12 protein-coding genes are annotated in these 14,262 nt (G+C 66.8%); 4 read left to right on the forward strand and 8 right to left on the reverse strand.

Annotated features, from left to right (window positions below; all coding sequences use genetic code 11):
• Positions 1–159: 159 nt before the first annotated feature.
• Positions 160–1,269 carry a porin gene (locus AC07ZS_RS28445; RefSeq protein ID WP_494801798.1) on the forward strand — a complete coding sequence of 370 codons (1,110 nt, stop codon included), beginning with the start codon at positions 160–162 and terminating at the stop codon, positions 1,267–1,269.
• Positions 1,270–1,408: 139 nt separating this feature from the next.
• Here the strand turns inward: AC07ZS_RS28445 and AC07ZS_RS28450 are convergent, their stop codons facing one another.
• Positions 1,409–1,684 (reverse strand): 2Fe-2S iron-sulfur cluster-binding protein, encoded by a 276-nt coding sequence (locus AC07ZS_RS28450; RefSeq protein ID WP_494801799.1) that lies wholly within the window; start codon positions 1,682–1,684, stop codon positions 1,409–1,411.
• A 17-nt stretch (positions 1,685–1,701) separates the two neighbouring features.
• Here AC07ZS_RS28450 and AC07ZS_RS28455 point away from each other — a divergent pair, with 17 nt between their 5' ends.
• A complete protein-coding gene (locus AC07ZS_RS28455; RefSeq protein ID WP_494801800.1) occupies positions 1,702–2,049 on the forward strand; it encodes a hypothetical protein in 348 nt (115 codons plus the stop codon).
• Between the two features lie 84 nt (positions 2,050–2,133).
• Positions 2,134–2,814: a hypothetical protein gene (locus AC07ZS_RS28460; RefSeq protein WP_494801801.1), complete on the forward strand. Its 681-nt coding sequence runs from the start codon at positions 2,134–2,136 to the stop codon at positions 2,812–2,814.
• Here the strand turns inward: AC07ZS_RS28460 and AC07ZS_RS28465 are convergent.
• The gene (locus AC07ZS_RS28465) at positions 2,789–2,962 is read right to left on the reverse strand and encodes a hypothetical protein (protein WP_494801802.1); all 174 of its coding nucleotides are present in this window, start codon (positions 2,960–2,962) and stop codon (positions 2,789–2,791) included. The two genes, AC07ZS_RS28460 and AC07ZS_RS28465, sit on opposite strands and share 26 nt — an antisense overlap.
• Before the next feature lie 160 nt (positions 2,963–3,122).
• Between AC07ZS_RS28465 and AC07ZS_RS28470 the strand changes: the two genes are divergently transcribed.
• Positions 3,123–6,575: an esterase/lipase family protein gene (locus tag AC07ZS_RS28470; protein WP_494801803.1), complete on the forward strand. Its 3,453-nt coding sequence runs from the start codon at positions 3,123–3,125 to the stop codon at positions 6,573–6,575.
• Positions 6,576–6,908: 333 nt separating this feature from the next.
• Here AC07ZS_RS28470 and AC07ZS_RS28475 read toward each other — a convergent pair whose 3' ends face one another.
• The 6 genes from AC07ZS_RS28475 to AC07ZS_RS28500 form a co-directional block, all read right to left on the reverse strand.
• The gene (locus AC07ZS_RS28475) at positions 6,909–8,600 is read right to left on the reverse strand and encodes an FAD-dependent oxidoreductase (RefSeq protein WP_494801804.1); all 1,692 of its coding nucleotides are present in this window, start codon (positions 8,598–8,600) and stop codon (positions 6,909–6,911) included.
• The gene (locus tag AC07ZS_RS28480; RefSeq protein WP_494801805.1) at positions 8,590–10,029 is read right to left on the reverse strand and encodes an amidase; all 1,440 of its coding nucleotides are present in this window, start codon (positions 10,027–10,029) and stop codon (positions 8,590–8,592) included. The genes AC07ZS_RS28475 and AC07ZS_RS28480 overlap by 11 nt, the downstream gene beginning before the upstream one ends.
• A complete protein-coding gene (locus AC07ZS_RS28485; RefSeq protein WP_494801806.1) occupies positions 10,026–11,492 on the reverse strand; it encodes an enolase-like domain-containing protein in 1,467 nt (488 codons plus the stop codon). The genes AC07ZS_RS28480 and AC07ZS_RS28485 overlap by 4 nt, the downstream gene beginning before the upstream one ends.
• Entirely contained in the window at positions 11,489–12,139 is a 651-nt protein-coding gene (locus AC07ZS_RS28490) for a sugar phosphate isomerase/epimerase family protein (RefSeq protein WP_494801808.1), read from the reverse strand. Before AC07ZS_RS28490 ends, AC07ZS_RS28485 begins: the two co-directional genes overlap by 4 nt.
• A gap of 189 nt (positions 12,140–12,328) precedes the next feature.
• Entirely contained in the window at positions 12,329–13,108 is a 780-nt protein-coding gene (locus AC07ZS_RS28495; RefSeq protein ID WP_494801809.1) for an ABC transporter ATP-binding protein, read from the reverse strand.
• A 95-nt stretch (positions 13,109–13,203) separates the two neighbouring features.
• Positions 13,204–14,220: an ABC transporter substrate-binding protein gene (locus tag AC07ZS_RS28500; RefSeq protein WP_494801807.1), complete on the reverse strand. Its 1,017-nt coding sequence runs from the start codon at positions 14,218–14,220 to the stop codon at positions 13,204–13,206.
• Positions 14,221–14,262 lie beyond the last annotated feature (42 nt).

Genomic DNA, 14,262 nt, shown 5'->3' on the forward strand with positions numbered 1-14,262 from the left:
CGGCAGGGAGGGGGTGGTGGGTTCCATCAGGCGCATTGTTGCCGCAATAGAAACAGACTACTACCGGTATTCATCTTTATCTGAAGCGAGGTCGTCCCTATAGTTTTCTCCATGGGGCGCAAGCACGGCTCCATGCCAACCTTCTTCAAGAAACACTCCATGAAAAAAATCGCCGCTGCGGCCGCTCTGGCCGCACTTGCCGCCCCTTCTTTTGCCCAATCGAGCGTCACGCTGTATGGCGTGGCCGACATGTTCTATCAGTACGCGAACGGCGCGAACTCGCTGTCCCGCGCTCAGTCGGGTGGCCTGGCCGGCAGCCGCTTCGGCATGCGCGGCTCGGAAGACCTGGGCGGTGGCCTGCGCGCGAACTTCACGCTGGAAGGCGGCGTGAACGTGGACGACGGCACCAGCGGCCAGGGCGGCGCGCTGTTCGGCCGTCAGGCGAGCGTGGGCTTGTCCGGCGGCTTCGGCTCGTTCTCGCTCGGCCGGCAAACCACCGCGCTCTACGCCGCGACGAACGACCACAGCCTGTTCACCAGCGCGGCCTCCGGCCCGTCCACCGCGCTCATCGGTGGCTTCGGTGGTGGCTACGAGCCGGTGCGCGGCGCTTCGGCCACGGGTGTGCCGCCTCAGGCCGGCGCCACGGGCAACGGCGGCCCTGCGCGGCTCAACAACTCCATCAAGTACGAGTCCCCGAGCCTGGCCGGCTTCAAGCTGGGTGCGGTCTACGGCATGGGTGAGGTTGCAGGCGCCAGCGGCGACAACCGGGTCATGGAAGCCTCGGTGCGCTACACCGGCCATGGCTTCGACGTGCTCGGCTCCTACCTCACCGACGAGGCGCGCGGCGGCATCGGCGTGAACTCGACGGACGCGCGCATCGGCACCCTTTCTGGCGCCTACAACTTCGCGCCCTTCCGCGTGGTGGCCGGCTACATGCACTTCGACGACAAGCGCGCGACCGATCTCGACGGCGAGGGCGCCTGGGTTGGTGTGGACTACCAGACCGGCAAGACCACCTGGAAAGCGCAGTACGTCGTCAATTCGCCCAAGAACCTGAACAACGCAGACAGCAAGGCCTTCGGCGTGGGTGTGGTCTACGACCTGTCCAAGCGCACGGCCCTCTATTCGAGCCTGACCCGCTTCAGCAACGACGCCAACGCCGGCGCCGGTGGCCTGGGTCGTTTCAATGCGGCCCTGCCGGCCGGCCTGACCTCGGCAGCCGACAACGACATCACCGAGTTCGCCGTGGGCATCCGCCACACGTTCTGAACTTTTTACTCGCAGCGCGGCTCAGAAACCCATCTGGCCGCACTGTGGTCGCAACGGTTCTCCAAGGGTGGTCCATCCCGGATGACTCCACCTTTTTTCGCAGCCCCTTCGGGGGCTGTTTTTTTTGCGCGGCTCGGTTTCAAGCCCGGCTGATGACCACATCCTCCATGGGCCGGGCCACGCAGGGCAGGCAGTAGCCCCCCTCCTCTTTTTCGTCGGCGCTCAGGCCAGGCCAGGGAATGTCGTAGCGCACTTTTCCCCGCAGCAAGCGGGCGATGCAGGTGCGGCAGGTGCCGTTGCGACAGGACACCGGCCACGCAATGCCCGCGCGCGCCATGGCGGCGAACAGGCTGGTTTCGCTGTCGGCCTCAGCCTCGGCCGCCTGGCCGTCAATCTGGATTCGGAAGCTTGTCATGCGCTTAGACTTTCCCCATGACTCTGGAATATTGGAAGTATGACGCGGGCACCGACGCCGTCGCCTTGCTGGTGATTCCCGCGGCACTGGGCCGCAAACGCACCTTCGACCTCGACGCCACGCTGCTGGTTTCTGTGCAGGCAGACGCCGCCGAGAGCTCGCACGAACTGAGCGTGGAGGTGGACGGCCAGCTGCTGTGGTCTCGCCGCATCCCGAGCCACAACCCAGGGGAAACCGACGGCCTGGAGTACCACCACCGCCTGGTGGTCGAGGCCGATGCCGACTGCCGCGTGCGCGCCAAGGCGGCCTGCAAGGGCTCGCGGGTGCTGTCGCTGGTGGTGGAAGCCCGCGAGACGGCTTACTGAGACCACGCGACGAATGTGGCTGGGGTTGCCGCTGACACGGCCTTGCGTTAGCCTGCGGGCTCCCATCGTGCTCAGGAGACTCGCATGCCCAGCCGTGTCGTTCTTTTCGCCAGCACCGCCGTTGCAACGGTCGCCCTCATCGCCGGTTGCGGTGCCATGAAGCCATCGGGCGGCAACCCCCTGAGCTTCTTCATCACCAGCACCAACCCCGGCAAGGGTGGCGACCTCGGCGGCCTGGCCGGCGCCGACCGTTTCTGCCAGTCGCTGGCCGCGAGTGCGGGCGCGGGCAACAAGACCTGGCGCGCCTACCTGAGCACCACCGCCATGGACGGGCAGCCGGCCGTCAATGCGCGCGACCGGATCGGCACCGGCCCATGGACGAACGCCAAGGGTGTCGTCGTCGCCACCAGCGTGGCCGACCTGCACAGCGCCAACGCCAAGCTCGGCAAGGAAACCTCGCTGACCGAGAAGGGCGAAGTCGTCTCCGGCTCCGGTGATGCGGTCAACCGCCACGACATCCTCACCGGCTCGCGCCCCGACGGCACGCTGGCCGTGCCCGAACCCGGCAAGGACACGACCTGCGGCAACTGGACGAAGAGCGATGGCGGCTCCGCCATGGTGGGCCACCACGACCGCAAGGGCACCAACCCCGACCCGGTCGCCAACGTGTCCTGGAACTCGTCGCACGGCACGCGCGGCTGCAGCATCGATCAGCTCAAGATGAGCGGCAGCGCTGGGCTCATGTATTGCTTCGCGACGAACTGACCGGCTGGGTCAGCCGGTCTTTTTTCGCTTGGTAGGCGCTGAGCCCCTGGCCTGGGGCTTTCGGGTTGGCGTGCCCGAAGCCGGCGATGGTGGCGACCTTGTACCAACCCGTGGGACGGATGCCACGCCCAGTCATGGTCTTGATCAAGCCGAAGTCCACCCACCTGCCTCTCGAGGGCGAGGGCTGGACCAAACCATGAATCTGTTTGAGGAAGCCAGCCCACTTCCCCCCATTTGTGGATGACAGCGCCATCCTTCTTCACGGACATTCCTATTTTGGGCTATTGCCCCCCTAGCAAGGAGGGAGCATGGAGCATCAAGAGCATGTCATTCTGGTACACGGCACAGGAGCCAGTGCGCCTTCGGATGCAGGCGAAGCCTGGTGGCAAAGGGCGGGCGTACTCTGGCCGGAGCTAGCAGAGTGGGGGTTTGCCCCTGAGTGCTTCATCTGGTCGGGAGACAACAGTGAACGGGCTCGGCGGCAAGCAGGGCGCCAGCTTGCGCTTCGTATTCGCGCCATCGCCTCGGAGGGTGAGCGTGTGCACCTCGTTGGGCATAGCCACGGGGGCTCAGTTATTGCACACGCCTTGGGAACTCTTCCCGGTAGTGCACTCGACGCAGTTCAATCCTGGACGTCAGTAGGTACACCTTATCTTCGCTACGGTCTGCGACTGCCCCGGTTGCTTTTTGACGCGCTCGTTCTGCTCGGATCAGGCCTTGTGTTGGCCATTGCCCTGTTGACCTTGCGCGATGTCGATATTGGGTTCGCCTGGGAGCATGACAAGCCTATCACCGCACTTTGGTTCGCATTGCTAGCCTTACCCCTTGTTGCGGCGATCCTGACTGGTGGAAGCCTCTTGCCTTTTGGGTTGCAGTTGCTTCGACGCTCTAGGATCAACAAGTTGGCGAGTCGGCGGGATAGGCATCTCGCGCTGTGGTCTCGTCAAGATGAACCGATCATTGGACTCCGAGCCTCAGGTTCGTTCTCACTGAAAATTCTCGGGGGCGGAAGCGTCTCAACTCTGGGAGCGATGGTCAGGCCCCTTGCCACCGCCACAAACCAGTTTGTCAACAACATGGTTTCGCGGGCTCTTCAAGGAAGCAACATCGCTCACCTCGAGATGAGAGCGGCAGCCAGTGCGCTTTCTCAGGAGCTCGCCCATCATCCCTTGCCACAGGACATCGACGACGAGCTCATCTTCCGAGCAAACCAGCGCGCAGCGGTGCTGGGCTTGAGAGTGCGCGAGATCCTGTCCTCGGGACGCGACCCGGTTACTGGATTCTCAGATCTGCAGCGCAGCGCAGCGACCGCATTCACTTTCAACGAACTGGTACACACGACATACTTTCAGAGCAGGGACTGCATCAATCTCATACTTCATCATGTCCTGCGCCATTCCGGTACAAGTCCGGCACCGGGACTGCGAGACAGCCTTGCCTCTTGGTACGGCACGCGTTTTGCGGGTTCCACCCCGTGCCCGGATACCTACCTTCCAGGCAATCGCATGGGATTTGCAGTTGCTGCGGGCGTCGCAGGATTTGCGACGGCACTATCGCTCAATGTGGTGAGCCTTTCTGCCGTGCATGCTTGGGTACTGGCGCCTACGACGCCCAGGTATCACATTGACGATTTGATCAATGCCAGACGCTTGGCTGTTGCATTGGGGAGCGTCTTGCCGGCCGAAAGTCTTGAACAGGCAGGCAGTCTTGGCATGCAGGGCGGCATCTACCTATCGTTTGGCGTAGAACCAGATCTGTCCATTCTCCACCCCTATCTGGAGAGCATCGTGCGAGCCAATCAACTCGAGCGCTTAGTGGAAAGCGTTTTTCAGTTGGACACGCCAGAACTTCGGACGCTTTTTTACGCATACGGCTTCCCGCTATTGCTGGGGGCGGCAGATTTGGACCAGATGCGATGGTTGTCTCAATCAAGGTTGTTGCCGGGGCTTGGCAACCCAGGCCTTTTTGGTGCGAATCGGGTGGAGCCAGATTTCTCCTATCCAGTGGTAGATGAATTCGTGCAACGCGCCGCCGCGCGCGGAATGTTGGACGAGAGTCTCTTCGTGGCCGCTATCAACACCTGTCCTAAAGGTTCTCTGTGTAGGGCACGCGCACATATGTCAGCGGTCAGGACCTTGGCGCTGGCAGGAACGGCAGCTGAGCACAAGTACCTTTTCGACCTGCCTGCCGCCTTTGTCAATGCCATGCTCGCTGGCCAAAATGGTGAGAATCCTGTCTCTGTGCGCGAACCGCTGTTGCAAAAGTGGTGGTCGTCAGATGAAGATCTTCCTTTCGTTGTCTGGCTGTCACAACTTCAGGCTTGGGACCATGTGGCAATTCATACCCGACACGTCTCCGCCACATCGGAACGCGTCAACTTTGCCTGGGCCGAATTCGACAAAGCCATTCGCCGTGGCCTTGAGCATCCAGAGGGAGAAACTCTCAACCAGATTTTGAGTTTCATCACCCGCATACCGTGGAGAGAACAACTGCCAGAGGATGTGCTGCAGACGGTGAGGTCGTTGTTGGACAAGCAGATCGCCGCTTTGGACACACATACTCCCGTGGTTTCAAAGCGGACATTCGATCGCTTCACAGCGGCCGAAAAATCCAAACTGCTGTGCTCGTCTCTTGTCGATCTCGATTCCGAGGCTTTCGAGAGTCGCTTGGCGGAAATCAAGCAAGAGGGCGCACGCTGCCCTGTTGAACAGCGAGATCATCGAAGGAAAGGTCGGGCTCATGATCGATTTGAGCGCTTCCTGGAAGCTACCACCCTTTTTGGCGAGGATGGCATCCTTCAAAACATGGTGCGATTGCAATTGGCCTACTTGCCTGCGTCATTCGCGGAGTTGCCACGCAAGGTGCTCTTTGACTCTCTCCGCAAAGCAGTTTGCAAGCCAGTGGATGAAATCAGCGACTTTGACACCGGTGATCTGGATGTCGAAGAGCTGGCTGCTGCACTTCGATTTTTGGGTAAGCCTTTGGCGCAGGACCCGGATGTGGCCGCCTGGGCGACACTCATGACTTCAAGCGAGCCCTGTTCGCAGTGGGCCAGTGCGGATTCCGATGCCCGAGAAGAGGCTGTGAAAACCGGCCGAGTTATCAATTTCCAGATCATTGACTGGCTGCATACTGCGGACCCGGTGGAGGCCCTGGAGCGGATGCAAAAGTTCTCCGGCACATGGGGCGGCCCTGTGACCAGCGTTCCTTTTAATGGGCCTGGAGTCGATCAATTCGCGGCGTGGTTCCACAGCAAGCTCTACTCCACCGATGCGTTGTACATCACCCATACGGCTGCACCCAGGTTTCGCATCATGCGTCGAGCTTCGTTGTTCAGGCTGGCTTCGTGTGAACTCGCTTATGGCTCTACCCAACGCGCCGATCGACTGGCGTCGCTGGCTGCTCGGAGCGGCCAGCGGATTCGCCAGCATGCCCCGCCTAAAGATGCGATGCAAGCGATTCGCGCCGAGGCAGAGTATTTCGCATTGCGTGACGACTGGCGCCGATCAACGTCTGTCTGTGAACGATGCGATGCGAGGGATATGCTGCGGGCGAGTGCGGATCTGATCGTCCCGCTGTCGCGTCGTCATTTGCGTGGCCCTGCGCCAAAACCAAGCTATTGCGAGGACATCACTGACGAAGCATTCAAGATCCTGATCGAGAGTCAAGAACAAGTTGAGAAACATGCCGAGGAGGAAGCCCTGCGGAGGGCGGCCGCCTTGAATCGAAGCGCCGGGCCTGCGCCGGATAGCCTGGAATAGAAAGTCCTGCTTGGCGTCCTCTGTGGTGTCTCAGACAAAACGGGCGGCTTCATCTGCGACCGATACCTCTCCTCAGAATCGAATGTTTTTTCCTCCACGGTAGAGATGCGCCGGGCTGACTGCCCGCTCCTGCGATTCAACCGCTCAGCGCGTAGCTCATCAAGGCTGCCTGACGGCACACGAACTCAGCGCTCAATGACCGGTCTTTGTGGATGCCGTCATTCAGGCCGCGGTCACGAATGTCTGAGACCAGTCTGCAGCGACCACTCGGCCCGCCCCACGCTTTGATTTTTCTGACCGACGCAGTTTCTCCATCAAGCGGCGCAGACCACCCTACCGCCGCACCACCGCGTGCATCACCGCGCGCCACGCAAACACCATCGCCGGCCCCAGCGTCACCCCCGGCCCCGGGTAACGCCCCCGCATGATGGACGCCATGTCCGCCCCGGCGGCGTACAGCCCCGCGATGGCCTGGCCGTCGGCGCGCAGCACCCGTGCGTCCGCATCGGTGCGCAGGCCCACGCTGGTGCCGGCGTCGCCCGGCCACACCGTCACCGCGTAGAACGGCGCGGTGGCGATGGGGCCGATGCAGGGGTTGGGCCCGTGGTTCGGGTCGCCGTTGAAGCGGTTGAGTTCGCTCGACCCCTTGCCGAAATCCAGGTCCGCACCGGTGTAGGCAAAGCCGTTGTGGCGCGCCACGGTGACGCGCAGGCCCTCGGGGTCCACACCGAGCTGGCCCGCCAGCGCCGCGAGCGTGGGCGCGCGTTTGAGGTAGCCGCTGCGCAGGAAAGGCCTCAGCCGCCACGCGCCCGGGCGCACCAGCCCCAGGCCGTAGCGGTGCAGGAAGTGGGCGTCGCAGATCAAATGCGCGGGCACCGCCGGCTCGGGCGAGGCGTTGAGCATCGCGAGCACGAAGTCGTGGTACGAGTCGCCTTCGTTGACGAAGCGCCGCCCGCTCGCGTCCACCGCGATCAGCCCGGGCTTGGCTCGGTCGAGCGCGAAGTGCGGGAAGCGCTGTTCCTGCCCATCGGCCTGGCGCAGCACGGACACGGGCGTCCAGAAGGCCGGCGTGCGGTGCCCAGTCTCGTCGATGGCAGCGCCCACGCTCTGCGCCAGCCGCAGCCCGTCGCCGGTGTTGCCCTCGAACATCAGCGAATGCGTCTGCGCCGGTGCGGGCAGCAGGCGTTGCCGCCACTCGGGTGCGTGGCCGAAACCGCCGCAGGCCAGCACCACGCCGCAGCGCGCCTGCACGCGCCAGGTGCGCCCGCCTTGCGAGAGTGTGGCGCCGTTCACCTGGCCGCCGTCTTCGTGCAGCTGCTGCACCGCCACGCCCATGAGCGGGTCCACGCCGCGCTGGCGCAGGCTCAGCAGCAGGCGCGCGATCAGCGCGTTGCCCATCACCAGCCGCGTGCCGCGCGGGTGGCGCAGGCGGTCGCGCGCGTGGCGGCCCACTAGGCTCAGCACGTGGCGCAGCGCGGCCCGGGAGGCCAGGGGCCTCAGCAGCGGCGCGATGTCGTCCTTGCTGACGGACATGCCGCCCAGAACCATCATGTGGCGCATGGGCGGGCGCACGCGCGCGAAGTCCGGGCCCAGCTCGCGCCCGTCGAAGGCGCGCGCCACCAGCGCCCGCCCGCCGATGGCCGCGCCGGCATGGTGGTCGTGGTAGTCGGGGTGGCGCGCGGCGGGCACGAAGCTCACGCAGGAATGTTGGGCCAGGTACTCGAGCACGCGCGGGCCGGTGGCCAGGAAGGCGTCGCGCAGGTCGGCGCCGCTGGCGGTGTCGATCTCGGCGGCCAGGTAGTGGTGCGCGCGCACCACCGGGTCGGCCAGGCCGGCGCGCTCGCTCTGGCGGCTGCCCGGTATCCACACCGTGCCGGCAGAGGTGGCAGCGGTACCGCCGAGTTGCGCGGTCTTCTCGCACACCAGCACGCTCAGGCCTTCGATGGCGGCCACCAGCGCCGCCGTGAGCCCGGCCACGCCGCCACCGATGACGAGCAGGTCGACCGTCTGATCTTCAGTGGCCATGCGCCAGCCCGCTCATCGGCGGGCGCCGGTGGAACCAGGGCCGCGCGGCCTCCAGCTGCGCGCACAGGCGCAACAGCAGGCCCTCTTCGCCGTAACGCGCCGCAAACTGGCAACCGATGGGCACGTTGTCGGCGGTCCAGTGCAGCGGCACCGAGGCCGCCGGCTGGCCGGTGACGTTGAAGGGGTAGGTGAAGGGCAGGTAGGCGGCGAGCTTGCCCATCCAGTCCCGCGTGTCGCCCGAGCAGATGTCGAAGTGGCCGTGCGGCCGGGGCGTCTGCGCCAGCGTGGGCGTGAGCCACACGTCGAAGCGCTCGAAGAAGCCCGCGATGCGCCGCGACTGCCGTTGCAGCGCCTGCAGGTTGAGGATGTAGTCGGCCGCACTGGGCGCGCGGCCAAGCTCGGCCAGCGCGTAGGTCAGGGGTTCGACGAGCTCGCGATCGGGCAGGGCACCGCCGGTGGCGCGCGCGATGTTGGCCATGGTGTTGGCCGCGAACACCATCTCGAAGCCGCGCTCCACCGCCGCAGCGTCGTACTCAGGCGAGGCCTCTTCCACGTGATGGCCCAGCTGTTCACACAGGCGCGCGGCGTCTTCCACTGCCGCCACGCAGGCCGGGTCCACGGGCACGCCGGTGGGCGCGGTCCTGGCGAAGGCGATGCGCAGGCGCCCGGGCGCGCGGCCCACTTCGTCAAGGAAGGGCCGCTCGGGCGGCACGGCCTGGTAGGGGTCGCCGGGCATGGGGCCGGCGATGGCGTCGAGCAGGGCCGCGCTGTCGCGCACGCTGCGGCTCACCACGTGCTGGTGGGCCAGGCCGCTCAGGCCTTCACCGCCTTCGGGGCCGGCGGTGATGCGCGCGCGGGTGGGCTTCAGGCCGAACAGGCCGCAGCACGAAGCCGGGATGCGGATGGAGCCGCCACCGTCGGTGGCGTGGGCCAGCGGCACCATGCCCGAGGCCACGGCCGCCGCCGCACCGCCGCTGGAGCCGCCGGGCGAGAGCTCGGTGTTCCAGGGGTTGCGCGTCACGCCGTACAGCAGCGACTCGGTGACGGGCGAGAGCCCGAACTCGGGCGAGTTGGTCTTGCCCGCGATCACCAGCCCCGCGCGGCGCAGGCGCGCCACGATCTCGCTGTCGGCCGCGGCCGTGTTGTTCGCGTACAGGCGCGAAGACGCGGTGGTGGCCGCGCCCGCCACCGAGGCCACGAGCTCTTTCACGAGGAAGGGCACGCCCTGGAACGGCCCGGCCGGCAGGCCGCGCGCGATCTCGGCGCGCGCCGCGTCGCAGAGCGGTGTGACCACGGCGTTGAGCGCCGGGTTGTGCAAGGCGATGCGCGCCAGCGCGGCTTCCAGCAGCTCCAGCGGCGTGACCTCGCCCTGCTTCACCAGCTTCGCCAGGCCCAGGCCGTCGTGGTTTTCGTAGTCGATGAGGCTCATGGGGTCTCCGTCGCAGTGGGGGGCCAGTCGGCGCGCGACATGGCGGCGGTGTCGCTCAGGTCCGGGTCCACCGCGGAGCCGAAGCCCACGCCCGCGAGCGTTCCGAGCGTGAGTTGCCCGCGCTCGATGCGCAGGCGCACGCCGCCGGCTTGCCGGTGGTACAGGTCGGGGTGCGCGGCCAGGTAGGCCTCGGCCTCGGCGGGCGGGCGGCCGTTGAAGCCGTCGATGAAGTGGTGGGCGTTGCGCTCCACGTGGCCGATGCCCAGCAGGCTCACCAGCGCCAGGTCCTGCTGCACGCTGATGCCGGGCTGCGTGGTCAAGTCTTCGGCCGACATGAAGTACGCCTCGCGGCCCTCGGCCTGGTTCCACACCTGGCAGCGCGCGAGGTTGAGCAGCGATTTGTAGAAGCCCTTGCAGGCCTTGGTGGACACGCCGGTGTAGCCCAGCGCACGCGCGCGCGGAAAGGCGTCGAGGTCGCCGTCGGACTCGTCGATGATCACCGGCTTGTGCCGCGCCAGCGCCGCCACCGGCTGGGCCAGCGCCATCTGCCGCTTGATGGGCTGCTCGATCAGCAGCGTGGCCTCGCACAGGCGGCGCAGCGCGGGCTCGGCGGCCATGCGCTGCCACAGCGCGGCGATGGCCTCGGCGTTCTCGTACTGCTCGTTGCCGTCCAGCGTGACCACATAGGGGTCTTGCAAACGGTCGAGCACCGAGGCGATGCGGCGCAGCCGCTCCAGGTCGGCGTCGGCCTGGCCCGAGACCTTGAGCTTGAAGTAGCGGTTGCCGTAGGCCGCCACCACCTCGTCCAGGGTTTCCGGCAGGCCGTCGTTCACGCGCGTGCCGGCGGCCTGGTCGCCCGCCACGATGGGGTCGAGCAGGCCCACGGTGTGGCGCACCGCCAGCGCGCCCAGGGGCGCCAAGCCGCGCAGGAAGGGCGCGAGCGCGAAGCCCTGCAGGTCGGGCGCGATGGCGTGCGCGTGCATGCCGGGCAGGTTGTGTTGCATCGCCTGCCAGAAGCTCACGCTTTCAAGACGGCACAGGGCGTCGAGCACCGCGCGGTCGATCAGCGCCGGGCCGTAGCTGGTCACCAGCGGGTTCAGGCCGCAGGCCGCGCCCGCGTCCAGCAGCTCGCGGTAGTGGTTGGCATACAGGTCGAAGGCGCTGAGCCAGGGCGCGGCGCCGTAGGCGTCGGCGGTCAGCTCCAGCGCCTTGCGCAGCTGGTGCAGGTTCTGTGCGTCGGAGAGCGCGGGGTTCTTGTCGAACCACTTGGCGCCCAGGGCCTCGGCGGCATAGCCCACGCCTTCGCGCCCGTTCTCGTGGCGCACCCGCACGCGCACGATGGCCTGGCGGCCCTCGGTCACGGTGATGACGCCGAAGCGGAACGGCAGGCGCAGCCGGTAGGGCGACTCGAAGCGCTCGACGGCGAGGACTTTCACGCGGGGGGCGGTGGACAGATCGGTCATGGTTCAAGGGCCTCGAGCAGGCCTCGCAGGTAGCCGATGGCGCGGGCGGCGGCCATGGGGCCATCGGGCTGGTAGTCGAAGGGTTCCACCGCGATCCAGCCGCCGTAGCGGTGCTGGCGCAGGGTGCGAAGGATGTCGGCGAAGGCCAGCGCGCCCTGGCCGGGGCCGCGCAGGTTGGGGTCGTTCACCTGCACGTGGGCGAGCAGGCCGCTGGGCAGCCAGCGCGCGAGCACCGCGGGCACCGGCTCGGCCTCGGCGCGCGCGGCGGCGCAGCAGTCGAGCATGGTGCGCAGGGCGGGCTGGTCGATGGCCTGCACGATGGCGGCGGCCTCGGCCACGGTGTGGATGAAGTCGGCCTCGGGCGCGGCCAGGGGTTCGATGCAGTAGACGACGCCGGCCGCCTGCGCGTGCGCCGCCACGGCGGCAAAGGCCTCGATGCCGCGCTCGCGCGCGGCGGCCTCTTCACCCGGCGGCAGGCGGCGCTGCGCGGGCGAGCCGTGCACCAGCACCGAGCCACCGAGCTCGGCGCAGAGGTCGATCTGGCGGTGCATCGCCTCCAGGGTGCGGGCGCGCACCGCGGCGTCGCCCGAGGTGATGGACAAGCCCTCGGGCTGGCGCAGCAGCCAGTGCAGGCCCGAGACCCCGATACCAGCGTCCTGCGCGGCGCTGGTCGGCGGGCGCGGTCTCGCCCAGCGTGAAGGGCGCCACTTCCAGGCCGTCGTAACCCAGGGCCGCCGCCACCTCGCACTGGCGGGCCAGGGGCAGCGGCGCCAGAACCTCGTTGCACAGGGCGATGCGCACGGCGCCGCGCTTTCAGCCGCGTGCGCGGCGTGGCCTCACCACTGCGGGCCGGCCCGCGTCTCGCGCCGGCCGGTGGCGCCCGAGAGTTCGGTGTACAGCTCGAAGGACATGCGGCCCAGCACCGGGTCGGCCCGCGTTTCGGCGGTGCGCGGTCGCGCGATCTCGACCTGGCGGATGTTGGCCACGCGCCCGGGGCGCGGCGACATCACCACCACCCGGTCGGCCAGGAACACCGCTTCGGGGATCGAGTGCGTCACGAAGACAATGGTCTTGCGCTGCCCGCCGCTGCCGCTGCTCTCGCCCCAGATGCGCAGCAGCTCGATGTTCATCTCGTCGCGCGTCATCGCGTCGAGCGCGCCGAAGGGCTCGTCCATCAGCAGGATGGGCGGGTCCAGGATCAGCGCGCGGCAGAGCGAGGCGCGCTGCTGCATGCCGCCCGAGAGCTCGCCCGGCCGCTTGTTGGCGAAGTCGCCCAGGCCCACCATCTTGAGCAGCGCGTGCGCGCGCTCGCGGTACTGCGCGGGGTTGCCGCCGGAGAGTTCCACCGGCAGCAGCACGTTGTCGAGCACCGAGCGCCACTTGAGCAGCAGCGCGGCCTGGAACACCATGCCCACCTTGGGGATGGGCTGGTTCACCGGCACGCCGTCGACCAGGATCCGCCCGCTGGTGACGGGGCGCAGGCCGGCGATGGCGCGCATCAGCGTGGACTTGCCGCAGCCGCTGGGACCGACCAGCGCCACGAACTCGCCTTCGCGGATCTGCAGCGAAATGTCGCGCAGGGCCTCCACCGGGCCGCTCTCGGCCTGGTAGATCATGCCGGCATGGTCCACCTCGATGAGGACGCGGCCCGAGGCCGCGCCATCCGTTTTGTCTGCTGCTGGGCTCATCTCGTCCGTTTCTTCGTTTCTTCTTACTTGACCGGCAGCGGCATCGCCACCTTGGTGAAGAACTCGCCGCTGAACACCGCCTTGCATTCCACCTTCTTGGGCAGGCCCATGTAGGTGTTGACGATGTCGGTGGAGGCGCACATCTTCTTCTCGTCGATCCAGCCGATGCCGTTGTCGGCGTAGCCCTTGGTGCGCATGAGGTCGAAGCCCATCATCATGTTGGCCTCGATGATGGCCACGTCGATCTCGGGCACGCGCTTCTTGAAGATGGCCAGCGCTTCCTTGGGGTTGGCCATCACGTCGCGCCAGCCCATGTACGAGGCTTCCAGGAAGGCCTTGAGCTGCTTGGGCTTGTCGGCCATGGTCTTCTCGCCCGCGATGATGGACATGGCGTAGAGATCGAAGCCGTAGTCGGCCCACTGCAGGCGCACGGCCTTGCCCGGGCCCATGGCCTTGTCGTAGAAGGGCTGGCCGGTGGTGTAGTCGGCCACGCCGTCCACGCGCTTCTCGGCAATGGAGGCCACCTTGGCGGTGGGCTCGATGTTCACCCAGCTCACCTTGTTCGGGTCGATCTGGTTCAGGCGCGCGAAGGCGGGGAAGGCCAGGCGCTGGCTGTCGCCGGCGGGTGCGGCCACAGTTTTGCCTTCCAGGTCCTTGGGCTTGAGCAGCGGCGCGTCGGCATGGCTGAAGAAGGTCATGGGCGTCTTGTCGAACACCATGCCCACCATCTTCACGCGCGCACCGCGCGAGGCGGCCGAGATCACCGGCACCGCATCGGCCAGGCCGGCGTCGGCGCGGCTGGTGTCCACCTTGGCGATGGAGTCGCCCGAACCCTTGGAGTTTTCCAGCGTCACGTCCAGGCCGCGCTGCGCGTAGTAACCCTTGTCCAGCGCCACCCAGTAGGCGGCGTGGTCGCCCACGGCAAACCAGTTGAGGGCGAAGGTGAACTTCTCCTTGGCCTGGGCCGAGGCGGTGGCCGGCAGCAACGCAAAAAGGGCCGCACAGACGGCGGCGGCGGGAACGGCGATCCTGGGAGTCATGGTGCTTTCCTTTCGGAGGACGGGTGGGGGAGGAGAACGGGG

The organism is Hydrogenophaga sp. GW456-12-10-14-TSB4, assembly GCF_059424305.1.